Here is a 23,549-nt window from a genome sequence, read left to right on the forward strand (position 1 = left end):
AGTCATATTTTCATTTGATAAATAGGAAAATAGAATTTTTTTATAGGATTTATCATTGACCCACTCTTTTTGCTTAGTTTATTGGAACGGGGGCATTGAATTTTGAAACAACTTTTAGTAATCAGCCTTATCATTTTATTCTCTTTCCTAAGCAACTGTGCAACAGCAAGTGCTGGGATTGCAACAAGCAACATTCCCATCGTTGACCAGAAGTATTCAGTGATAGGACCAGTTGAAAAATCCAAACATTGGTTCACGATAGATTTTGCCTTCATCGGGATTCCTTTATCGAAACCCCCGGTTGATACAATCATCCAAGAAGCTATCAATGAGAAAGAAGCCGATGCACTTATCAATATCCGCCATTGGAATGATAAGATCATCATTCTCTTTGTTACGATCAATCGATTCGGTATCAATGCTGAGGCAGTCAAATTTGAAAACGATCCTAAGAAAAAATAATCGCTTCGCAAAATATTTACAACTTTCTTTTTCATTCCTTGTAATATTTTTTCTCATAGATTGTATGGGAGGATTTGTTGATAAAGGTGGGCATAGTCGAGTAATACGCCTGACTCCATCAGCAACGATTATTCGGTCTTCTGAATACACGAAACTCACTCATTCAGAAGGAGAATCCTCAACTCTATTCTTGTTCGGGTTGTTTCCTGTGACGAATAATTTGGATATTGAATACGCAATGAGCCAGGCCGTACAAAAAGTTCCTGATGGCCAATCCTTGATTGACATACAATACTGGCATGAAACTCATTATTATTATCCAGTTGGAACGGTTTCCGTACTAAAAGTTCAAGGAATGGTAGTTTCTCTCAAGAGAGAAACAGAAGTCATTGAGACGGACAACCGAAATAAAAAAACAAATACAAAAGCAGATACAAAAACTAAGCAAAGATAATGAAAAAAATCACACCAATATCTATACAAAAATATTTTAATCCTTATAGAAGATTTTTATTAAGTTTTGTTATAGGGTTGGTGTTATTATCTAGCCTCGGCTGTGTAGCGGATACAACTCTAGATTCTGATGAAGCCAATAGTCAAATCTACTCGGCAATTAGCTATAAAGCGAGAGAATGTGGCAATCCTATACCCAGTCAATATTTGTTTGTTGTATCCGAGAAGGTTCCACAAAGAAATATCGACTTGTGCACGATTGCAATATTGCGAACCGAATGTCCGTTGAATTCATTCCCGATCGCATGTGTGATGATTTACTTAGAAGAAGTTAGAGAGATACCCCCTGGAATCAATTTCTTGGATTTTATAGATGCGAAATTATAATATTAAAATTTTCACCACCCTAGTCTTCAGTTTTTTTTTCTTAGCTGAGAGTCTCCAAGCGATTGATTTTCGCGGAAGGATATATTCACGAGTTAAGGAAAAGGGCGAGCCCGAAGTTACGGTAATGATTTTTGAGACCAAGAAATTCGCTCAAACTGATGCCGACGGTTATTTTGAGGCAAGTGTTCCGGAAGCTGGAACATATACTTTTCGTATTCTAAGAGCTACTGGAATGCAAGAGATCAAAAGAAGTGTATCCGAACAAGGTGAACTCGTTACAGTCTATACCGATAAGGTCGAAGCACCAAAAGGTGGAATAACCGTAACAGGCGAGAAAGAAAAAACAGTTCTTTCTCGATACAAAGTTCGTGGAGCTGATCCTTCGCGTAACACCTATGTTGTGGACGATCTCCCGATTCTCTATCCTTTTCACCTTCTAGGACTCAACTCAGTCATCCACAATGACTTGATCAAATCCATTGATATATATACGGGAGCATATCCTGCACGCTTTTTTAATGCTACTGGAGGTGTGATCGAGATAGAACTCACCGATTCAGTCGTGAAGCAAGAAGGTGCATTTTCTGTTTCTGCATTTTCAACCAATGCAATGTTTCAAACGCCAACCTTCAATGGGAAGGGATATCTCATTGTTGCCGGGCGAGTGAGTTATCTTGAGAATACCATTGGACTCACTGGGCTCGTTCCTGAAGGAATTCGACTACCTCAATACCATGATGCACAAATTAAGTTTGTACACAATTTTGATACTGAACATCAGATTTCGTTTACACATTTGAGTTCGCAAGATGGTTTTGCAGCAGATCTCAGACCAAGACCCACAAACGATCCAACTCGCGAGCCCTCTCCTTTGCTTTCTGGCGCGAGAGTTGCACTGGGTCGCGGTTTTGCTACTCAAGGACTTCGTTATACTTGGACACCTTCGGAGAAGTTCAACAACCGTGTAACTCTAATTAACTTCTCTCCGTTTACCAGGTTCAATGGAGCGTTGGGCACAATCGACGCATCGAATATGACAAGGTCAGGATATATCAGTATTCGTGATGATGCAATCTATCAGTTCGCTGATTGGTTAAAAGTCGAATTCGGCGGTGAACATCGCGAATTGAATTATACTCTAGATGGAACAAGTGTGCGCGCAACCGATCCTTCGAATCGCAATCCCAATCCCTATGACACTGCGAATCCAGCTTTTGAATCCTATCGTGTAACAGACAAATTGCGAACGAATTATAGCTATGGTTATTCAACACTGCAATTCAAATTCGGCAATTTTAAATTTGAACCAGGAACTCGTTATGATTACCTGGGGGTCAATCGTCAAGGCGTATGGGGGCCAAGGGGGACAGTTTCCTATACTTTTCCTGAGGTTATGGAGGGTCTCACTCTTTTTGGTGGAGCTGGAGAATACTCACATTTCCCAGCTAATACACAAGCTTCTCGTTCCGGAGGCAACCCTGATTTACGATTTGAAAGAGCGACCAAGTATGGTGGCGGATTTGATCAACAAGTTACTAAAGAATGGTCGCTAAAGGTAGAAGTTTTCAAACAAGAATTCAGAGATAGTATAACTAATGATCCATATATATCTACACCAGTTGCAATCAATCCCGATCCTGTTGACTTTGTTCGCAATCCCATACTTTTCAACAAGAGACTGAACTTTTCGAATCGTGGTGAAGGGTGGTCTCATGGATATGAAGTCTTCATCAAGAAATCCAATCGTCCTGGAACTAGAGATTGGTTTGGTTGGATTGCTTATACTTGGTCACAGACTTTTCGAAATGCGAACACAGTGTTCGGAGAACAATTTTTCAATACTCCTGTTCTATCAGCAAATGAAAGACGAGTTCTTTATGATAGCGTAAGAACTTCGCCTGAGACATATTATAATTTTGATCAGACTCATATTGTCAATATCGTCTATGGTTGGAGAATCAACGATAGCTATCAATTGGGTGTGCGTTGGCAATACCGGTCCTCTTTTCCTATCACCCCAATTATAGGAGACGATGGCGGAAGATTTAGAAACCCAGCGACCAATCAAGTTTTCTTCAATCCGGTTACATCACCTGCTGAGAATTCCACAAGGCTTGCTGACTATCACCGAATGGATGTTCGTATAGATAAATTCATCAACTATGAATGGGGATATATGAATCTTTTCCTTGAATTAATCAACTTCTATGCAAGGAGAAATGAAGTGGGACAGAGCTTCAACAATGGCTTCCCTTACTCGCTTACTAATCCATCACCAAGTTTTGATTTTAGTACTTTGGAATTGCCTGGGGGTCAGATTATCCCATTGATCAATATTGGTTTGGAGACGAGATTCTAAAATGAATGTATTCAATATTCGATTCCAAGAAAAACGTTTCAGCAAATTTGTTCTGAGTTTACTGCATTCAAAGAAGTTCATTCAAACTTTTCAATTAATTATTTCCATCGGGATTCTATCATTCTTTTTGAATTGTGCAGAAAAGAGAGACTACCAAGAAGAATATAATGAGAGAATTCTTCTTCAATTGTTTCTGCAGCCGACTCCTAATCCTCAATCCCAATGCGAGAATTCCTTTGTTGCGAAATCAGCTTGCTTGAGTCAGACTAGCAGTCAAACTGCACCCACTGATTCATTATCGTTAGCAACCGTTTATTATGTCCTATTCAACCAGGTCAGTCCTAACACAACAGAGCTTAGCTCAACTTGTTCCAGCCTTCTTTCGGGCAGATTTTTTTCAAGATTCACTCCGGCTGCCGCTGACTGTTTTTTTTCTTGTAAGCAAAATATTTGGGCAAATTTGAACACCAATAGCAGATGTTCTGTTCCATTTACATCACTCTATAATCTCGAATTAGAAAACAATCGAAACCTTGACTGCATTCAATCCTGTCAGGCGATAACCAACACTCCATCTCTTTAAAAAGGTTGGAAGACTTAATAATATTGAGAATCATGGTCAAAAAGGGGTACCTATGCAAACTTACGTTGATTTAGGTGAGACACTGATTTTTGTTATCATGGGTTTAGCAAGCGTCCTTGCTGTTGCTGTGTTTGTAGAAAGATTGATTGTCTATAGAAAAAGCATTTCGAAAGAAACCGAAGCCTATCTTACTGATCTAGTAGGATTTCTTAGAAAAAAAGATATCAAATCGGCAAAAGAACTTGTTACATCATCTCCTGATTCCGTCTACAATCGATTCACGGATTTCACTTTAGAAAGACTAGAAGAAAATCCTGAAGGCATTCCAGTTCTTATGGAAGGCAAAATCTTAAAAGAGAAAATTGATCTTGAAGAACGTCTTCCCATTCTCAATACTTTAGGCAATAATGCTCCCTTTATTGGATTGCTCGGAACGGTGTTAGGTGTGATCAAAGCTTTTTATAGCTTGGGAACTCTTGGCAATACTGGTTCAGAAGTTGTGATGAGATCTATTTCCACGGCTCTTCTCGCGACTGCTGCAGGACTTGCAATCGCAATTCCAGTTGTAATGGCGAATAACTTTTTTTCAAGAAAGATGAAAGTGATTCTTGCCAATTTAGAAATTTTATCTAGAGAATTCGTAGGTAATTTTCTTCCGGGCGGACGCTCGGGCAAATCTTCTCACTAAGATAAGGAGGAAGTTATGGGTGCAACGTCAGGTGGCGATGAAGAAGAAATAGGGAATATAAATATCACACCGATGGTGGATGTGATTTTGGTTCTACTTGTGATTTTTATGGTAACAGCCAATTTCCTTAAGAAAGAATCTATCAATATAAATTTACCAAAAGTTGCAGCAGCTGATCCCAACATAGCTGAGTCCAAACAAGTAGCACTCACTAGGGATGGCAAGATTCTGTTCGAAGGTAAAGAAAGCAGTTTGGAACTGATGATACGAAACTTAGAGAGAGACGCAAAGCTACAACCAAATATGCGTCTAACACTTTCTGCAGATGAGAAACTCCCTTATGGTAAGATAACAGAAGTTATGGGATTGATTCGAAAAGCTGGTGTGACACGGATTGCACTCTCGGTAAAAAAATAAATTTTTATGAATATAGATTGGTTGAAAATCAAGAAAGAAATCAAAATTTTCGGAGTTTTTCGATTCTGTCTATTGGCATCTATATTTTTGCATGTAGGAACTTACGGGACTTATTACATTGCAACCTACGTTTCTACACAAGAATCGGAAGAAGTTGACACCTCTGATATGGAAGTGGATTTCGAAGAGATTCCACCTGAATTATTGGGAGGAACTTCTAGTCCAGCACCAGTAGAAAAACAAGAATGGGTTGAAGGTTCTAGTAAGGATCAAGACAAAGAAGCGCCTGATGATTCGGACATCAATCCGAACGCTTTGTCCGGAGATGGAACCGATAAAGACGGGTTCTTGTATTCCTATAATGGTGACAGACCACCTACTCCAATCATTGATTTTGATCTGCGAGATTATTTTCCTGATCAGGCAAAAGCCGCAAGCATTACCAACAAAACAATTGTCGTAATGGTTCAGATCGATGAACGTGGACAATTGCTAGGTACAAAAGTTGTATCTGGTAAGGCAGGTTACGGATTTGACGAAGCCGCCATTAAAATCGTGAGACGTGCCAGATTTGCTCCAGGATATCTGGATGGCAAACCAACTCGCATGGCTCATAGATTGCCTATAAATTTCACTCTGGAGGATTAATATGGGAATACCCAGTCTTCGGAGGTTCACTCTGTTCGGAGTGCTCCTGATTTTTGTCTCCTCGTTGCGTCACCACTCATCCTTGGTTGGTTCTGAAGATCCTGAATTTGAAGGTTACAGAGCAGGAATTATTTCAGATTCAGGTGAGCTAGAAATTTCGATTCCTACAGCCCCTGCTTTAGAAATAAATAATTTACCAAGTAAATCTGATCTGTCTTCTCAGCTACCCCTTCCCTACCCTCAAGGCAATCAAGCTAGTTCCGTTGGTTTTGCGTTAGGCTATGCTCTCAAATCTTACACAGAAAATCGTAAACTTCCAAAACCGAAAAATCTTTCCAAGCTATCAGTTTCGAATCCAGATAATCAAAATATTTTCTTTTCTCCTTCGTTTATATACAACTCGACCAATCAAGGCAAGGATCTTGGTGGATCTCTCCTTGACGGTCTTATTCTTCTTGCAACAAAAGGAATCGCTACTTGGTCGGAGATGCCTTATAAGTTGAATGATTATCGAAGTCAACCGAATCCATCACTGACTACCAACCTACAATACAAGATTCATGATTTTCGAAGATTCCAAGTCTCAGACTTGGCTATGATGAAAGCATATATAAACAATGGTCATCCACTGCCAGCGTCTTTGCTATTTTATGAAGGCTATACCAAAGCACGAGATCGCGATATATTAAATAAGTTGGATGGCAAATTCATTGGCGGACAGGTTGTTCTGATTTGTGGATACGATGATTCTAAAAAAGCATTTAAATTTTGGAATTCTTGGGGGCCAGATTGGGGAGATGATGGATATGGTTGGATTAGCTACTCTCATTTCCAGAAAACGGCTAAAGCAGTTTTCTGGGTAGATGACTCCCCTAATCTTCGTTCACCGATAGAAATTGCGAAATCCTATCCAATGGAGATAGTTGCAACAAGAGGCAATTACAAAGATAGAGTTCGAATTTCTTGGACTTCAGTAAATAATGCAATTGGTTATGAGATCTACCGTAAGCGAACATCGGAATCTAAATTTCAATTAGTTGGGTTATCCGTGAATCAGAATTTTGAGGACTTTGGTGTTCAGAAAAATCTTGCCTATAACTATTCTGTGTCCTCTGTATTTGCAGATGAATCTTCTGCTTTATCTCAAGAATGGGTTGAGGGATATGCATCGGAGAAAATTCTTCCGAGTCATACCCAAGAAATTACAGGACTTACAGCAACTCATGGGAATTTCAATGATAGAATTCTAATTCAATGGGATCCAATCCCGGGAGTCAAAAGCTACCATCTCTATAAATTCAATCGATATTCACAAGAATTTAGGCTTCTATCCAAAACCAATAAGCCAGAACATATTGACCGACGCGCAGAACGAAATGGAAATTTAGAATTCTATCGTGTGTCCGTTGAAGGGCCTTATGCTAAATCTCAATTGAGCCCAGCTAAATTCGGCTATACTTCATCTCGTAGCATGTCTCTTCCTCCACCGCACGAAGTTGAGGCAAGTAAGGGTGATCATATCGATCGTATTACGGTGAATTGGGCGCCTGTAAACGGTGCAGCAGAGTACAAGGTGTTCCGAATGAGTAGCAAATCGGGTAAAACTTGGGAAGAAATTGCAAGCACTGTGAATAATATCTACGATGATATCTCCCCTTCTTCGCCTAGCAATTATTACTCGGTAGCCTCTCAAAATAAATTAGGAACTTGGAATCGAGGCTCTACCCCAGTTCTAGGAACACTTGCACAATCAACGGAGAGAAATACCGGACTAAAACCTCCTAGCGCAGTAGAAATTCGGGAATTAAAAACTCTAAATTCTAATGAACTATTATTGCGACTCAGTTGGAAGGTGATAAAGGATGCGAAATCTTACTATATCTACAAGCGTAGTGTTGCAACTTCATGGGTCAAATTGGGCGAATCGAAATCTAGCTACTATCAATTCCCTCTAAAACTAAACGACAAATTCACACAATATGCAGTAAGCTCTGTAAATGAATATGGTATTGAAGGAAGAAAATCCAAGAGAATAACTTTTGCAAAAATGGAACCGATCGTTGATGAAGTAACAACAAGAGCATTCGGTGCAGAATCCAATCTGGAGAAATTCAAAGGACCTTGGACATCTTTGTATTGGGATGGAAAAGCAAATGTAATCAATGTTACGCTGAAGATAGATTCCAAAGACGAAACGAATGAGACTTGTGAGATCCAATTCAATCAAAAAGTTATTTACGAGGGTGACTATATCCAGGAAGCCAAAATCGTAGATCCGAATGGTAGCTTCCAAATAGAAATTTCTAATTCAGGGGAAGCTTTAATGATGGAGATTAAAGACAAAAAAGTCTTCAAAGAAAAGACTGTTCTCTCATTCTTGCGAGAATAATATCTAATCTAACATTCACTGAATGTTAAATTCTTCCTCAGTACAAATGCTACAGTCCGTTTGATTTTATTTCAAACGGACACAAACTGGTTTCTGAATTCAAAAAATAGTCGATGACTCACAATTTTTGCGACAGGTCTTCTCGAGACCATCGCATGTTCCTAGAAGAATTGCTACGTCTTCTCCCGCCGGGGAACGATCTCCTTGAGTGAAACGAAAGAATAGTGAATTCTGCAAATAGCAGTTGGATTCAATTTCTGAACATTTATTTCTCTCGTAGCATTCCTCCCGAAATGAAAGAGGGGTGCCGCATTGAATTTGCAATGCCAACGCTATTCCAAAACTCATTAAGAAAGCTAATTGCTTAAATGAGTAAAAAATTTGGAATCGGAAGTTGCACCAATTCTGAACTACTATTTTTATTTTCATTTTTTGAATCAAAGTATTACAAAAGAAATCTAAATTATCTAGAAATAGTTTCATTTTCAAAATTCAATTTACCTAAGCTTGAAATTTTTATCTGAACATTCGATGAATTCTCAAATGTTACCTTGCCTTTGAGTTGAATTTCTATATCGAATAACCAATCTCCTTTGACTAGCAAGGATTCACATGCAAATAATGATGGAACAAAAACAAAACGCGAGTCATAGTCATTGATCTTTTTATAAAAGGCATCATCTAGTTCAACAATTGGCTCTCCCAGTCCTAGTTTCTTTCGAGCAAGGGGCATGGTTAGAGAATAGTCTTCGTTCAAATCATAAGCATCAGATCTGCGTACTAGATAATCTTCTGTTTTCTTAACAGGCGCAAAACGGTCACGAGGTATGATAATTCCTTTAAAGTTTGGAAAACTTCCGACAGCAGATCCCATGGCGGTTTCAATTTGTATTACGTCTTGTGCTTCCACTTTTTTCGGATTTACAATTAGAGATAAACGGAACTTTCCTTGATTCCATCGCTCTTTGAGGGAATGAAGATTTATCCATAAATTATTGGTTGAAAAGGTTCGGAATTTACCCATGCCAGTGAATTCTGATTCAAATTCTGGAGGAACTTGAGCAGTCTCAAGCAATTCGTAATGAAGGAATTTTCCGTCGCGGATCTTACGATAGATTGCCCCACCCTTCTTGTCTGCGAGAGTCTTGGGTGTCATCTCCATTGCAAAATCCAATTTATTCTTAAGCATAAAATTCACAACAGATGTATCAACTGTCGCACCCAAGTTGTCTCCATTGGAAAGAAATGCAATTTCATATCCATTAGATAACAATTCATCTAAGATTCCCGTTTCCACCAATGTAAAATAGATGTCACCATGTCCGGGAGGACACCAATCTTCTTTTGGATCTTTGCAGCTAATCGGGGTTAATCCATTTTTTAAGAGTCTCGGAACTTTGTGTTGAAGAAAGCTAGTTGGAATGGATTGAGATATTCCGGATGACTTGAGTTCTTCTTGCGAATCGGCCTGTGTATTAAAGCTGTCCATTAATAGCAGCGGAATCTCAACTCCGTATTCTTGTCTTAGATATAAAACTTGGTTTGCGATGATTTTTAGAAAGGAGAGTCCATTCTTGATAGGAATCAGAGATTTCGCTTTCGACAAACCCATAGAAGTTCCAAGACCACCGTTCAATTTTATTATAACAAGTTTTGATAGGTCTTCTTTGGATGCCGAATAGTCCGTACGGATTTGTTCATAAGTTATTTCGTCTTCTTCTGGAATTAGATCACCAACTTCTTTCCAAACTGCGATTCCAGTCTCACCATTTTTTACTTGGCTCACTTTAGATAGAAAATCTTCAATAAACTCAGGACTGAGATTTGCCTCTTCCATCTTTTCCTTAATCTTTATTTCATGACTTTCCATTGTATCTCCTAATTGACGTATTTTATAAAATTATTACGGTCTAATTCTTCATCCAACTCTCCGAATTGAATCCAATATGGTTTCTCTTTATTGAGTGGATCAAAATACAATTTAACAAGCATCTCTCGTCCACCTTTAGCTTTAACAATTTGTTTCTCTAAAGGTTCGTAGTTGGACATGTAAACTAGGAAAGTATAAATATATACGATTCTTTTATTTGATAATCTGTATTGAAGTATCCCTTTGTTATTGATGTTTTTCTTTTTTATCGAATCGTAAGGTAGCGGAATCTGTTCGTCCCAAGTTTTTTTTAGAATAGGATCGATTTTGCCATAGCTTGTATAATTTGAATAGACAGGAAGTGCTAAGAAGAAAAGTATAAAAAGTACAAGAGCAGAAGATCCGAATCGATTCATGTCTGTCGTCCAGAATAGAAGAATCCTTGCTCTTGGCAAGCAAACCATTTCAAGTTGGAGATTACAAAATGTCGATGCTCTTAGAATTTTGGGAATTTGTAACGGGTCTTCTATTCGGTTTATTCAATCAGAAGAAGAGCCTTCCGAGTGATCTCAGTTCACGCGACGTAATGATTTTACCAGGGATGGGAATGTCGTCAGGTTTCTATTCTAAATTGGAGAAATATCTTTCCAAAGCAGGTTACAGACCAATTACAATTCCACTGCCTGCTTGGAAATCCGAAAAAGAAATCCTACCTATACTTGCGAATTATTTGAACCGTTCGGCTCCATACACAATTGTTATTGCCCACAATACTGCTGGACTTCTAATGAGCGCCTTACCCGATTCTTCAAGAAGAAATGTGGACACTTTGATCACATTGGGCACACCATTTCACGGATACAAAGTTCTAGGTTTCTTACAAGAACAAGGCCGTGAACCACAATCAAGCAGGTTGTCTGCAAGACATCCAGCGTATTTATTTTTTAATAGATTCCAGCCTCTGTCACCTATTCAAGAATTTATTTTCAAATCAACCGATACAGCATATGGACAAGGAAGAGATCAATGGTTCGATATACCAGGCAACTACAATCTAGTTAGGCGATCGGAAAACCTAAGAACACTCGTGGAATTTCTATTTTCCATTCGTCCACCAATTCCAAAAATGCCAAAAGATACTACAATACTTACCAATGATGTGAAACTTGCTTCAGCCAAATCTGCTGAAAAACCTACTGGTATTACAGATTCTAAATCATCATCGAATTCCAAGTCGAAACCAAAAGCGAATGCCAATAAACCAAATTCCAAAAATGCGAAGAGCAATCATAATCCGATCAAGTCTTCAAAGGATTCTGGTAAAAAACTATCTTCCAAAAAGTCTTCCAATTCGAAGAATAGTAAGCAAGCCAAGAAAAAGAAGAAATAGATTATAAAGGTTAAGTTATGAAAATCGAATTAGATTTAGTCAATGCCCCCTTCGCGATGGTTGCAAAGAACCCAGATGGCAATACAGTATCCATTGATGCAAGCCCAGAAATTGGTGGTCAAGGTAAAGGAGCTCGTCCAACAGAACTTTTGCTCATGGGTGTCGCTGGTTGTAGCGGAATCGATATTTTGTCCATTCTCGCTAAGATGAAGGCTGTTGTAGATAGCTTCCATGTGGATGTGGTTGGTGACAAAGAAGAGGTAGGAACTGTAAAATTATTTACGAAAATTTCTATCCATTATAAATTCACAGGTGATCTTGAAGCAGATAAAGTGAAGAGAGCAATTGATTTATCTCTAGAAAAGTATTGTTCTGTTTCTAAGACTCTTGAGAAAACCGCCAAGATCAGCTATACCTTTGAAATCAATGGCGAGAAGCATTGATTTATTTTAAGTAGGATCAAATTTTCCTTACAACGCTTAAGAAAGGAGCTTGATCCCCTACCCTACTCTCAGAGCATCGAAATATGAATTCTGAGACGCCTCCAGATCCCAAATTTGAGACACTAGCTGTTCGCACCCAAATGAGCCGTTCTCATCATAGAGAGCATTCTACTCCACTATTTATGACATCTAGTTTTGTCTTCGATGATGCAGAACAGGCGAGAGCCTTGTTTGCAGACGAAGTACCTGGCAATATTTATACAAGGTTCTCGAACCCCAATACAAACGAACTGGTAGATAAAATTTGTCAAATGGAGAAAGCTGAGGATGGGATCGCAACGGCTTCTGGCATGAGTGCAATATTCACGAGCTTTATGGCTCTACTCCGTCAGGGTGATCATGTCATTGCATCTCGATCTGTTTTTGGATCTACACATCAAATACTTACTCAGATTCTACCTCGCTACGGAATCAGCTTTGACTATGCAGACATTGCAAATCCTGATTCTTGGGAAAAGCTTTTCAAACCTAACACTCGTATGGTGTTTATTGAGACTCCATCCAATCCAGCCTTGGATTTAATTGATCTTGAGTGGCTAGGGAAATTGTGTAAATCTAAGAACGTAATCTTAAATGTTGATAATTGCTTTTGTACGCCTTATCTTCAGACACCGCTTGAATATGGTGCTGATCTATCCATACATTCAGCAACCAAGTTCTTAGATGGCCAAGGTCGCACAATCGGTGGCTTAATTGCTGGAAGGCGTGACCTACTGAAGGAAATCCGTTTCTATGCAAGACATTCAGGACCAAGTCTGTCACCATTCAATGCATGGATTCTATCCAAAAGTCTTGAAACTCTCGCAGTTAGAATGGAGAGACATTGCCAGAATGCATTGGAACTCGCTAAATATCTAGAAACATTAGATGATATCGAAGTTGTTAAATACCCATTTCTTCCATCGCATCCTCAATATAAATTGGCTAAGAAGCAAATGAGATTGGGTGGTGGAGTGGTAAGTTTTCAAGTTAAAGGTGGCATCAGTCGTGGAAGGAAATTTTTAAATTCCTTGGAGATGTTCTCACACTCAGCGAATTTGGGTGATTCCCGAACGATTGCTACGCATCCAGCATCAACAACTCATTCCAAACTGAGCGAAGCCGAAAGACTTGCAGTAGGAATTGAACCCGGACTCATTCGAGTGTCTGTTGGTCTCGAGCATATTGACGATATTAAAAATGAGATTGATATGGCTATTGTGAAAAGCCGATCTTAATAAAGATCCGAATCGGTTTACTTTACATTCTCTGCTATCAATTGAGACATGCGGTCAGCCACGCTGTCGTATGCACATGACTCAATAAAAATATCTTCCTTGCTCCAGATAAGACTCAAACCTAATAGATATTTGGCGATCCTAAAAGGTGTCCAATCGGTACCAGGGCTCTTTCTTGATTGAAGCAATATCGATCCTGACTCAACGAGTACTACTTTCATTGAAAAAGTATCTACAAGATAGTTTATCGGTTGTTTATCCACCGACACATAATTTAGAGCGGTGCCTCGTCCAACTATAATCGCATCGACGCCAAGAATCCTTCCGATCTTTGTAGAAGTCTCTGTGTCAATGACTCCAGATCTTGAGAGTTTTTGTTCATTTAGAATTTTGAAAATCTGTTCACGCTCAATAATCTCCCAACGAGAATACTTCAATAAGCGATGAACAAAAGAATCAGAAAACTCAGCTCCCCAATTTGCATTATTCATATCAAAATTGAGAACTGCTACTTTTCGAACTGGTGGAACTTGAGCCTTGGTCTTACTGGTAGAAATTGTTGAGCAAGAAATTGACAAGGTTAGAAAGAGAATAAACAAATATGGATTCAAAGATTTCATTTGCCATCAATTCTAACTTGGTAAAAAAATTGTAAAGAAAATAATAGAGCAAAACAGAATTCCTTCAATCATATAGCTGTGAGTATAAAACTCAATAATTTACACTCACAGCCACTCAATTGCAATCTGGTAATTTCAATGCAAAGGTTCTTTATTTATCCTTCGGAATTTCTTCTTGAATCAATCTTGCACCAGCGCGAACGGATACATAGCTCCAAACCCAAGTGATCAGAATCGAAATTTTATTCTTGAATCCTACTTGGTAGAATAGATGGACAAACAACCAAGCAAACCAGCCGAGCAATCCTTTCATTCGCCAATTGCCTACTTCAGCAACAGCATCTTTACGGCCAATAGTTGCCATGCTTCCCTTGTCATTGTATACGAAATCTTTGGATGTTTTGCCTTTGATGTCATTGAGAATCCAATCAGCGACATATCTTCCTTGTTGCATTGCAACGGGTGATACGCCAGGAAGCGGTCTTTCTAGTCCCTCAGAAAAATTCGCAGCATCACCAACAACGAAAACATTCTCTTTCCCTTTTGCCCTACATTGTTTATCAACAAAAATTCTTTTCCCGCGATCTAAACCTAATCCTAAACTTTCCGCAAGTGCAGTTCCTTGAACACCCGCAGCCCAGATAACAGTTTTAGATTCTATCAACCCTTTGGGGAGGTGCACACCTTTTGCATCAATTTTCTTGACTGGTGAATTGGTAAGAACCAGGATTCCTCTTTTTTCTAGTTTCGCTTGTGCAAATGCAGAAAGAGACTCATGGAAAGTTCCGAGAATTCTTGGGCCTGCTTCAATCAAAGTAATTTTGGCAAGACCTGGATCGATATTACGAAAATCCTTTCTAAGAATTTGGTAACTCAATTCAGCAATAGCGCCTGCAATTTCCACTCCAGTGGGGCCACCACCAACAATAGTATAATTGAGAAGCCGACGAGCAGTTACTACATCACCTGCGAGTTCAGCTTGTTCAAACGTAACTAAAAGCCGTCGCCTAAGGGCAAGTGCATCCTTTAAATTCTTAAGTCCGAATGTGTACTTTTCCCAAGAATCATTACCGAAAAAACTCGTCCTTGCTCCCATTGCCAATACTAGATAATCATAATCGATTTCTCTATCTTGAAAATGGACAATATTCGATTTGAAATTTACTTTGGTCACTTCACTCATAATTACTTTCACGTTCTTAAAGTCAGTTGTGAGGGATCTTGATGGGATTGCGATATCTGCTGGACTGAGAACTGCGGAAGCTACTTGGTAAAGCAAAGGTTGGAAAAGATGGTGATTGGTTCGATCAATTAGCACGACTTCCAACTCATCATAATTTGCAAGTTTCTTAACAATTTGTAATCCGGCAAAACCTGCCCCAATTACCACTACTCTCTTTTTGTTGATCATTTATAAAATTCCTTTCTTGATTAAATATTCTAAAAAACCATTTGATGACTCAATTACAATTTTTTGTACTGCTTTGAATCCATCTAACCCACCATAATATGGATCGGGAACGGACATTTCTCCGCCATTATTTTCTTGGAAAGTTCTAAATAAAAAAACTTTCCCTTTATCTTCATCCGACTTTGCAAGATTCAAAATATCTTTATAGTTTGAATCATCCATTGCCAGTATGTAATCAAATTTTGAAAAATCATCACGCGAAAATTGCCTAGCTCTATGCGTAAGTTCGATTCCATTCAAGCGAGCAACTTCTCGAGTGGTTTTGTGTGGTAGACTGCCAATATGATAACCTGCTGTTCCGCAAGAGTCAATCGTGAAAGTCTGCTGCAATCCTTTTTCTTCAACTAACTTAGAAAATGCGCCTTCAGCGGCAGGAGATCGGCAAATATTGCCCAAGCAGACGAATAAAACCTTAACCAATATATCCCCCCTCCCCTATTACCACTCACCAGTATTTGGCATAGATAGCCAAGGTTCAGATGGCTCCAATGCTTCACCCTTCTGCAATAATTCAATGCTGATCTGATCAGGGGATCTTACAAAAGCCATTCTACCATCTCTTGGTGGTCTATTGATGATAACTCCATTGTCCATAAGTCTCTTGCATGATTCGTAGACATTATCAACTTCAAATGCCAAGTGACCAAAATTTCTTCCAGTACTATATGCATTTGTTTGATCCCAATTATAAGTGAGTTCAATTTCTGCTGAGTCCTCTAGATCTCGAGTCGATAAAAATACGAGAGTGAAGCGTCCAGCTTCATGTTCTTTTCTTCTGACTTCCTCTAATCCCAAATATTCGCAAAAAAATCTTAAAGTATTTTCTAGATTTTGTACTCTGATCATTGAATGTAGAAATTTCATAATTGCCGTATTCCTTAATCTCTCATAGTTTTGTAAGAGCTTTACCCTGCCATCCATAAAAATAAGAGAGAATATCCAATTCATTCTCTCTTAGCCAATGCTTAGCTTGCCTATAATTCGGCATCAGAAGTTCTACTTCTTTCCAGAATCTGGAAGAATGATTTGCTTCTTTTATATGGCAGAGTTCATGAACAACAATATAATCTAAAATTTGAATTGGAACAAGAGCTAATCCTATATTAAAATTTAGATTACCTAGTGAAGAACAGCTCCCCCAACGAGATTTCATTTTTTTGATTCTATATGTTTTGAATTGAAATCCAGAAATCTCGGAATACTTTTTCAAACGATGTGGAAGAACTTCGTTCAAAAGCTTCTTTAAAAGTTTTTCAGTATGATTCTGAATTTTCCTTTTGGCGTCGTTGGCATTTTTCGAAGGCTCTAAATGAATTTGTATACAGCTTTTTGTTAATAAGGCTCTTTCTCTGCTTCTTAATTTCTCATTAACCACCAGTGGAACTTGCATTCCGAAAAGAGGAACGATTTCACCTGGGCGAAAAGCTAGGATCTTCTTCTTGTCCCCCGTTACGCTCTTCTTCTCCTGTGTTGGTGTTGAATTCTTCGGCATTGCGTCTCTCTATAACCTTTGGAGTCTCTAAGGAAGGGTTCCCCCAATCAGGTCTATAGTCAACTCCAAATTCTATTCTATATTCTTTTGCATTAATATGGGCTTTGTATCTTCCGAGAAAATTCGCTGCTATATCTTCTTGTGTAAGACCACCAACAGCTTCGAAGCTTCCTTTAGTAAAATATCTCATTTGATTCATTCTTGTAAAGAAGCTCATTTTGGGATTGAATTTATAGCCTAATTCCAACTGAGCAAGAATCCCTGGACCTGCCGTAAGAGAATTAAAATTTATATTTCTCTGAGCATGGAAATCGCGAGTTTTATCGTAGACTATCATGAAGTGAAAAGTACTATCCAAATAGAATTTCTCCCCATTTAATCGATATCCGAAACCAAAAGGAATCTGTAGAATTGAATTGGTAAAGCTAAGTCCGTAGCCTATGGGGCCATAGAAAATTGGATTACTCGCGACCCATTGCACGACGTCATAGAAAATAAATTTGTTATAAGTATATCTTAGTCCTCCGGATAAGTAGAAACCGTCGCCAGATTTATTCAGGTCAGAGCGAGCATCACCAAAATAGTATCTAGCCAATAAATCAATATTGTATTCAGACATAGATGATTTACCAATTCCATCTGCAAAATTTCTTGTACCAGAGTAAACATTTACAGAATCATAATAAGTAGTCTCATTTATCATTAGATGATGAGCTTTCTCCTGAGAGGTTGCGAATAGAAAGAAGTCCTCATCGCGAGCTCGACCAGTTGGGACATACCAGCCCGTTGTTGTGAATTTGCCGTAGATTTCAAAACGATTATTGGAATACCGACCACCCAATCCGAATAAATTGTAATTACGCTCAAAGCTAATTCTAGAACCTCCTCGAACCCCAGATAAATTAGGAAAGCGATTGCCAGTCTCGAAATTAAATTCTCCACCATTCCTTGCGCCAATTGCTTGGATTGTATAGTCTGCAGATAAGTTTGTTGTTATCAGAAATAAAACTAGAGGAATAAGTTTATAGAAATTGAAATATTGATACATCTGCAGCTAATTTTGATCTATTTTGAATGCTGTAAAGTCCATTTTTTGAATCAAGTGGTTCGATACTCATTGGGGTGAAATGATTTCACCCCAATGAGACATAATCCTTGACAGCCATTTTATTGAATTTAGATTGGAGAACTATGGCAGCTCAGTCAGAATATACGATAGAAGAATCAGCCAATTTAGTTGGCTTAAGCTTGAATGAATTTACAAAGAAAGCAAGCAGTTATAAGCTTCCAGGATTTAAAACCAATAAAATTAAAAGAACAACTCTAGAGAAATATTTTACTATAAAATCGGATGAAGTTTTTGATTCACAGATAATTGCAATATCTAATCAGAAGGGAGGAGAAGGTAAGACTACACTATCAATATGTCTGGGAGAGGCACTGTCACAGACGGATCGTACTCTGCTAATAGATTGGGATCCTCAAGCCAATGCGACCAATCTATTTCACAAAGATCTCGATAAATCAGTAATGGATGTTCTTGGTTACAGAGGGAAGAAGACAATACCTATAGATAGAATTATTGTTCCACTTTCCAAGAACTATGACCTTATTCCCTCGTCTTTAGATCTCGCCAATCTTACTACTCCGTATGAGAGAGATGATTTTGAATTACTGAAAGAAGCAATTTTGCCAATACGCTCATCATATAAATATATTATTATCGATTGTCCCCCATCGCTCGGTCTTATCTTAGAGAATGCACTTATTGCAGCTGATCATGTCTTGGTTCCGATTCAGACTAGGGCATTTAGTGTCCAAGGTCTGAAAGATTTGTATGAGACGATAGAGAAAATTCGAAAAAAAGCAAATCCAAGACTAAAGTTACTAGGAGCAGTTCTAAATCAATACGAAGGTCAGAAGGCTCTTTCTGGACTTGCGGATTCGATACGAAAATATTTTCCAGTTTTCAAGACGCATATTTATAGAAGAGAAAGTATACCTCAATCACAAGCTAAGATGAGTCTCCTATCTGCATATGATCCACAAGCAATGAATTATTTTCTAGAATTAGCTGATGAGGTAAAAGGAAAAATCAATGTCTAAGAAAAATGATTTCTCATCACTCGATCTTATATCTGCTTATACAGAAAAGAAGAAGAATCCTTCTCGAATAGATTTATCTAATATTTTTGTGAATCCTAATCAACCTCGAGTGTTCAATCGAGAAGAGGTGCAAGATTTAGTTGATTCCATGGACAGATTGGGACTTATAGAGCCTATTCTTCTAAGAAAAGATAAGAATAAATATATCGTTGTCGCAGGAGAAAGAAGATTCCGAGCTGCAAGCAAACTTGGATGGAAAGATATACCAGCGATTGTTACTGATGCAAATGAAGAAATATGCTACGAGATGGCACTTGCAGAAAACGAAAAGAGAAAGAATCTAAACCCTTGGGAAGTCGGTCGTTCGATTGCTTATTTACGAAAAGAAAAGAAGAAAACAGCAGAAGAAGTTGCTGCCTTATTGGGATACACAGAGAGATATGTAAAACAGCTTAGCTCTATCGCTAGATTAGATCAGAAAGCAGTTTTTGATATGATTAGAACTGGAACACAAGTGACAGTCAAGTCTCTTGAAGCAGTGCTAAAAAGAAAAGAGGGTAGGGGTGAAACGATTTCACCCCAGAAGAAAACAAATAACGTAAAAGTTACACTTGATTTATCAGTCCTACCATCGAAAACAAGAGAGAATTTTATAAAGGATTTAAATACTCTTAAGAAGAAATACGGTATACAAGTCTAAAGTAACACAGGAAAATCATGAGAAAAATAAATACCATCAATGATCTAGAATTCGAATGCGGATTGCTAGAAAAATGTAACCACAAAACCAAATCTAAGATATCAGTATCGCAACTTTTGAATTCGGTTGCAGAAGGAATCGAATCTTCAATAACCGGGAGCTCAGATAAAACCGATTCCTTTATATCTAAAATTATTAAGAATTTTAAACTCAAAAAATTCTCAAGCCAGGCGTCTTGGGATCCAAAATGGAAAATCCATGGAGTTCCAACTGAATTCTCTGAAGGTGATTGGAAAGATTCTTTGGTCAGGCTTAAGACATCAATTACTGCTTTCAAATTGCACTCAGGACCTTTTGCAAATCATCCAGATTTCGGACAGCTTGATAAACCAAGTTGGGAAATTGTGCATTTGAAGGTAGCTGATTATCTGCTAGGACAGATCGAAATTGAGGGTAGAGAGAAATTTCAACAACCAAGCGCAGCAAATCCTAAGAATAAAAAATACTACAAAAATAAAAAATTCCATCATAAGAAGAAAAAATTCAAAGGTGAAAAGCACTAGGCATTTAAGAAATTCAATCCAATAATAAATCTGATGCCAATGATTGAAAGGCATTCAAACTAATATTCGATTAGAATTGAGTAATTCATTTAGAAATGATGTAGAGAATTTATTTCGAATATAATTGAATAATCCGTTGGACTCCAAGCCATATCGTCCAAGGAACTACGACATTGACAATGGTTGTCAGAATTATGGAAATATATCCTCCTCCCAAAGAGTATGGATCGATCGAATGCATCATATGAATTATGAAAGGGTGAATGAGAAAAATCCCCAGACTGTTCTGTCCAATACTTTCCAACAAAGGCAATCGTAGTTTAATAAAAGAATAGATCGCAATAATCGCGAGAGTTGGATAGACTAAGTGATGGTTGGTTAGAATGATTTTATCGGCAGCAGTATACCAACTAATATAAATTAATAGGCAGATGAATCCGAATGCGGATATCCATTTTAGAAAAGGTAGATCTGATAGGAAGTTGATACCTTTTTTCTCGCTTAGATAGAATCCTAGAAAGTAGAAAAATGCAAAGTCTCCAATCCAAATGGGTTTATAATCATTTGTCATAAAGGCAAAATATCCAGCATTGGAAATAATATTTATGATCAGGGCAATTATAAGAAGGATTAGTCGGGACATCTCATTTGCTTTGCGAAGCAGAAAATAGTGAATTATATAGAATTGGAAGAGTAGGGGAATAAAATAATAAGGTGTGAAAACTTTTCCCATAAGTAACTTATATAAGAAATCAAAAGCATCCCAGTCATTGAATTTAACGAAGTAACCTATAGTGGATGCGATACAATAGGGAATAATGACTAGTAGAATTCTAGATTGCCAATAACTCAGAAAAGTACGATCTCTAGAAAATAAACCGGCAGCAAGTATAAACACAGGAACAGAGAATCGACTGATATTTGCTAGAATCATTGTAATAATGACCGGAATATCCTCTATTGAATGGAAAAATAAAAAATAGGAGTGAACATGGATAAGAACAATGCCAACCATTGCTAATCCTCTGATCAAATCCAGTTTTTCGTCTCGATTGGTTGTTGACATTAATGAGATTTTATTTGAATCAAGTCTGATTTCAACCGAAAAAGATTACAGTTTACAGACAAGATGCCAAAAATAACTATAGGAGAACAAATGAGTAAAGCAGTCTTCCCAACAGGAAAGTTCATATTCAAAGAGAACGAACTCAATAACGCCATGTATATCATCCTAAAAGGCAAAGTAGAAATCTTTCTTACAGTTGGTAAATCAGTCACTCGTTTAGCCATAATGGAAGAAGGAGATTTTTTCGGAGAAATGGCTTTGTTTAGTTCTAGACCAAGAAGTGCTTCAGCAAGATGTCTTGCCGATACTGAACTTGCTATAATCGAGAGCAAACAACAACTTCAAAATTTTCTACTTAAAAATCCGAAATTTTCTGCAAAGATGGTTTCAATTATGGCTGATAGACTTGCAAAAACCAACGACCTTCTGACTGAAACGATGTCAGGTAAATCGGCTGTAGAATTGGAGTATTCAGCTCAAGGAAGTAGATAGGCAGCACTCAGAATTCAAGCGGAAAGGAATCAAATTTTTACATTTCTTTCCGATGAAAATTATGCTATGACTGCAAGGATCGACCAATCATTCTCATTCTTCCTCTTCGGGAAGCTCCGAAAATTTTTTGTCAAGGCTTGCTTCCAAGTTTATTATTTCTTCCATATCAGTAAGACCAAATTTTTTGAGAACATCCGGATCTATAATCGCAAAATTGGTTTTCTTACGATTTAGATTTGCAAGGAAGTCAGCGACATAGACCGCTTCACATTCTGGTATATATTTTGTATCAGCGAGCCAAGGTCTATGATGATAGATGATGACTTGAGCAAGATCTTTCGGGAAATTCCATTTTTCAACAAGGATCTGACCGATTTCTGTATGACTTGTCCCCAATGAAATCTCTTCAACGAATTCGGAACTATTCATCAGTCGATCTCGTCTTAGCTTATTAATAATATCAATCACATGTTTATCAAGAGTCACAAGCGCCATTCTTCCTAGATCATGCAACAGTCCTGATACCGAAACTAGATCTTTCTTGGCTTGAGTAGGTTGGCGTAGTTTGGCTATTTCTATGCTATAAAATGCTGTTCGAAGAGCATGATTCCAGATATCTCTGACTTTCTGATAGCTCATCGGGAAGACTCGTTTAGCGCCCGTTATATATAGAATTTTTTCTAGATTCATTAGTCCAATTCGTCTTATAGCTTCAATAGCTGTGGATACTTGAGATTGTCCTTGAAAGAGTGGTGAATTGGCTAATTTTAAAACTTCTACTGTAATTCCTGGATCTTTTTCTATTTCTAATGAAATTTTTTGAATGGTAGTCGCAGAATCCTTAATGATATTTAGAAGTCGGTTTACTTTATCTGGAAAGGGCGGAAGACCTTCTACTCCATTACGAAGAACTTCTCGGATTTTCTCTTTAGCCTCAGCCGGTAGAATGTCCTTTGGTATTTCGAAATATGCTGTGGTTAGAAATCCTTCCGACTCAACTCGAAATTCATTTTCTAATATTCCGGAATTCCTAAGAAGCAATTGAACAAGAACGATTCCTAATCCAGAACTTTCTTCAGTGTCCAAGGTTTCTTGATATGCTTCTGATAGATTCTTAACTTTTGAAGAGGATTGAATTCTAAAATCAATTCTACTTTTTTCTTCCGTGAGAATCTGAGCGTTATTGGTTACCCAAAATTTAATCTTATCTTTCTCATTAGCAATTTTTAATATTATTCGATAGTTCGAATTATCGAGTGAGTCGATTAAGCTTTCTCGAAATTCTCCAAATGCATCTCGGAATTCTCGAAGGGCATCTGCATAAGAGCTCTCGTCATTGATATCAATTCCTTTGTTTTCAAAGAATACACGCTTGGCATTGGCCTTAAAAGCGTTGACCAAAAGTTCATTTAGTATCGTGAAAATGATTTCCAAAAGGAATTCTAGAGAAATTGATCTAAGTAAGGATGCCAAATAGGCTTCAAGTTGGGGGCAATCAAGCTCTGAAAAATGGCTGTATTCAGTTGTAACTGGAATTCCTTTTATGAAATTCTCTTTTTCCTTTCCAAAGTTTAACTGAACCATGTATGAAATTATAAAATTGATGGAAGGAATCCTAAAAACAAGAGTTTTTTTCCTTTTCTGATAAAAAGAATGAACCGATATTTGCAATA

The 23,549-nt window shown here is 37.9% G+C and carries 27 protein-coding genes; 16 read left to right on the plus strand and 11 right to left on the minus strand.

Translation table 11 applies throughout. The annotated features are described in order from the left end of the window. The first annotated feature begins 102 nt into the window (after window positions 1–102). Genes O4O04_RS00090 through O4O04_RS00130 form a run of 9 tightly spaced genes read left to right on the plus strand, consistent with a single transcriptional unit; the run spans window position 103 to window position 8,386 of the window. Window positions 103–462, plus strand: coding sequence for an LIC20211 family lipoprotein (locus O4O04_RS00090; RefSeq protein WP_272531516.1), 360 nt, complete (start codon window positions 103–105; stop codon window positions 460–462). Further along, entirely contained in the window at window positions 437–916 is a 480-nt protein-coding gene (locus tag O4O04_RS00095) for a hypothetical protein (protein WP_272531518.1), read from the plus strand. The genes O4O04_RS00090 and O4O04_RS00095 overlap by 26 nt, the downstream gene beginning before the upstream one ends. Next, window positions 916–1,302, plus strand: a complete 387-nt coding sequence (locus O4O04_RS00100; protein WP_272531519.1) for a hypothetical protein — start codon at window positions 916–918, stop codon at window positions 1,300–1,302. The genes O4O04_RS00095 and O4O04_RS00100 overlap by 1 nt, the downstream gene beginning before the upstream one ends. Beyond that, window positions 1,289–3,661: a TonB-dependent receptor gene (locus O4O04_RS00105; RefSeq protein WP_272531521.1), complete on the plus strand. Its 2,373-nt coding sequence runs from the start codon at window positions 1,289–1,291 to the stop codon at window positions 3,659–3,661. The genes O4O04_RS00100 and O4O04_RS00105 overlap by 14 nt, the downstream gene beginning before the upstream one ends. Window position 3,662: 1 nt before the next feature. Further along, entirely contained in the window at window positions 3,663–4,244 is a 582-nt protein-coding gene (locus O4O04_RS00110) for a hypothetical protein (protein ID WP_272531523.1), read from the plus strand. Between the two features lie 52 nt (window positions 4,245–4,296). Next, the gene (locus O4O04_RS00115) at window positions 4,297–4,932 is read left to right on the plus strand and encodes a MotA/TolQ/ExbB proton channel family protein (RefSeq protein ID WP_272531524.1); all 636 of its coding nucleotides are present in this window, start codon (window positions 4,297–4,299) and stop codon (window positions 4,930–4,932) included. A gap of 15 nt (window positions 4,933–4,947) precedes the next feature. Continuing rightward, window positions 4,948–5,349 (plus strand): ExbD/TolR family protein, encoded by a 402-nt coding sequence (locus O4O04_RS00120; protein ID WP_272531526.1) that lies wholly within the window; start codon window positions 4,948–4,950, stop codon window positions 5,347–5,349. Between the two features lie 6 nt (window positions 5,350–5,355). Further along, window positions 5,356–5,997 (plus strand): energy transducer TonB, encoded by a 642-nt coding sequence (locus tag O4O04_RS00125; RefSeq protein WP_272531527.1) that lies wholly within the window; start codon window positions 5,356–5,358, stop codon window positions 5,995–5,997. A 1-nt stretch (window position 5,998) separates the two neighbouring features. After that, on the plus strand, window positions 5,999–8,386 hold the full coding sequence (locus tag O4O04_RS00130; protein WP_272531528.1) for a C1 family peptidase: 2,388 nt from the start codon (window positions 5,999–6,001) through the stop codon (window positions 8,384–8,386). Between the two features lie 99 nt (window positions 8,387–8,485). Here the strand turns inward: O4O04_RS00130 and O4O04_RS20440 are convergent, their stop codons facing one another. The 3 genes from O4O04_RS20440 to O4O04_RS00140 form a co-directional block, all read right to left on the minus strand. After that, complete coding sequence (locus O4O04_RS20440; protein WP_442915889.1) at window positions 8,486–8,734, minus strand: LA_0364 family Cys-rich lipoprotein; 249 nt, start codon at window positions 8,732–8,734, stop codon at window positions 8,486–8,488. Window positions 8,735–8,849: 115 nt separating this feature from the next. Further along, window positions 8,850–10,256 (minus strand): UTP--glucose-1-phosphate uridylyltransferase, encoded by a 1,407-nt coding sequence (locus O4O04_RS00135; protein ID WP_272531529.1) that lies wholly within the window; start codon window positions 10,254–10,256, stop codon window positions 8,850–8,852. Between the two features lie 8 nt (window positions 10,257–10,264). After that, window positions 10,265–10,672, minus strand: a complete 408-nt coding sequence (locus tag O4O04_RS00140) for a hypothetical protein (RefSeq protein ID WP_272531530.1) — start codon at window positions 10,670–10,672, stop codon at window positions 10,265–10,267. A 32-nt stretch (window positions 10,673–10,704) separates the two neighbouring features. On the opposite strand from O4O04_RS00140, the gene O4O04_RS00145 reads away from it, so the two are divergent. From O4O04_RS00145 to O4O04_RS00155, 3 genes are all read left to right on the plus strand, one after another. Next, window positions 10,705–11,646 carry an esterase/lipase family protein gene (locus tag O4O04_RS00145; RefSeq protein ID WP_272531531.1) on the plus strand — a complete coding sequence of 314 codons (942 nt, stop codon included), beginning with the start codon at window positions 10,705–10,707 and terminating at the stop codon, window positions 11,644–11,646. Between the two features lie 17 nt (window positions 11,647–11,663). Beyond that, a complete protein-coding gene (locus O4O04_RS00150) occupies window positions 11,664–12,089 on the plus strand; it encodes an OsmC family protein (protein ID WP_272531533.1) in 426 nt (141 codons plus the stop codon). 83 nt (window positions 12,090–12,172) lie between these two features. Next, window positions 12,173–13,366, plus strand: coding sequence for a trans-sulfuration enzyme family protein (locus O4O04_RS00155; protein WP_272531534.1), 1,194 nt, complete (start codon window positions 12,173–12,175; stop codon window positions 13,364–13,366). 17 nt (window positions 13,367–13,383) lie between these two features. Here O4O04_RS00155 and O4O04_RS00160 read toward each other — a convergent pair whose 3' ends face one another. The 6 genes from O4O04_RS00160 to O4O04_RS00185 form a co-directional block, all read right to left on the minus strand. Next, the gene (locus tag O4O04_RS00160) at window positions 13,384–13,986 is read right to left on the minus strand and encodes a CsgG/HfaB family protein (RefSeq protein WP_272531535.1); all 603 of its coding nucleotides are present in this window, start codon (window positions 13,984–13,986) and stop codon (window positions 13,384–13,386) included. Between the two features lie 151 nt (window positions 13,987–14,137). Continuing rightward, window positions 14,138–15,397, minus strand: coding sequence for an NAD(P)/FAD-dependent oxidoreductase (locus O4O04_RS00165; RefSeq protein ID WP_272531536.1), 1,260 nt, complete (start codon window positions 15,395–15,397; stop codon window positions 14,138–14,140). Then, window positions 15,398–15,877 carry a low molecular weight protein-tyrosine-phosphatase gene (locus O4O04_RS00170; protein WP_272531537.1) on the minus strand — a complete coding sequence of 160 codons (480 nt, stop codon included), beginning with the start codon at window positions 15,875–15,877 and terminating at the stop codon, window positions 15,398–15,400. Between the two features lie 18 nt (window positions 15,878–15,895). Beyond that, window positions 15,896–16,321: a VOC family protein gene (locus O4O04_RS00175; RefSeq protein WP_272531538.1), complete on the minus strand. Its 426-nt coding sequence runs from the start codon at window positions 16,319–16,321 to the stop codon at window positions 15,896–15,898. A gap of 22 nt (window positions 16,322–16,343) precedes the next feature. After that, complete coding sequence (locus O4O04_RS00180) at window positions 16,344–16,949, minus strand: M48 family metallopeptidase (protein WP_336297478.1); 606 nt, start codon at window positions 16,947–16,949, stop codon at window positions 16,344–16,346. After that, the gene (locus O4O04_RS00185; RefSeq protein WP_272531540.1) at window positions 16,867–17,997 is read right to left on the minus strand and encodes a putative porin; all 1,131 of its coding nucleotides are present in this window, start codon (window positions 17,995–17,997) and stop codon (window positions 16,867–16,869) included. The genes O4O04_RS00180 and O4O04_RS00185 overlap by 83 nt, the downstream gene beginning before the upstream one ends. A 143-nt stretch (window positions 17,998–18,140) precedes the next feature. On the opposite strand from O4O04_RS00185, the gene O4O04_RS00190 reads away from it, so the two are divergent. From O4O04_RS00190 to O4O04_RS00200, 3 genes are read left to right on the plus strand one after another with little or no spacing between them, the layout of a single operon-like run. Next, window positions 18,141–19,055, plus strand: coding sequence for a ParA family protein (locus O4O04_RS00190; protein WP_272531541.1), 915 nt, complete (start codon window positions 18,141–18,143; stop codon window positions 19,053–19,055). Then, the gene (locus tag O4O04_RS00195) at window positions 19,048–19,755 is read left to right on the plus strand and encodes a ParB/RepB/Spo0J family partition protein (RefSeq protein ID WP_272531542.1); all 708 of its coding nucleotides are present in this window, start codon (window positions 19,048–19,050) and stop codon (window positions 19,753–19,755) included. The genes O4O04_RS00190 and O4O04_RS00195 overlap by 8 nt, the downstream gene beginning before the upstream one ends. 17 nt (window positions 19,756–19,772) lie before the next feature. Next, on the plus strand, window positions 19,773–20,318 hold the full coding sequence (locus O4O04_RS00200) for a DUF1569 domain-containing protein (RefSeq protein WP_272531544.1): 546 nt from the start codon (window positions 19,773–19,775) through the stop codon (window positions 20,316–20,318). Between the two features lie 109 nt (window positions 20,319–20,427). Here O4O04_RS00200 and O4O04_RS00205 read toward each other — a convergent pair whose 3' ends face one another. Continuing rightward, window positions 20,428–21,384, minus strand: coding sequence for an acyltransferase (locus tag O4O04_RS00205; RefSeq protein WP_272531545.1), 957 nt, complete (start codon window positions 21,382–21,384; stop codon window positions 20,428–20,430). A 90-nt stretch (window positions 21,385–21,474) separates the two neighbouring features. On the opposite strand from O4O04_RS00205, the gene O4O04_RS00210 reads away from it, so the two are divergent. Continuing rightward, a complete protein-coding gene (locus O4O04_RS00210) occupies window positions 21,475–21,876 on the plus strand; it encodes a Crp/Fnr family transcriptional regulator (RefSeq protein ID WP_272531546.1) in 402 nt (133 codons plus the stop codon). Window positions 21,877–21,969: 93 nt separating this feature from the next. Here the strand turns inward: O4O04_RS00210 and O4O04_RS00215 are convergent, their stop codons facing one another. Further along, the gene (locus O4O04_RS00215) at window positions 21,970–23,460 is read right to left on the minus strand and encodes an HDOD domain-containing protein (RefSeq protein ID WP_272531547.1); all 1,491 of its coding nucleotides are present in this window, start codon (window positions 23,458–23,460) and stop codon (window positions 21,970–21,972) included. Window positions 23,461–23,549: the final 89 nt, after the last annotated feature.

The organism is Leptospira sp. GIMC2001 (genome assembly GCF_028462125.1).
Lineage (GTDB): Bacteria > Spirochaetota > Leptospiria > Leptospirales > Leptospiraceae.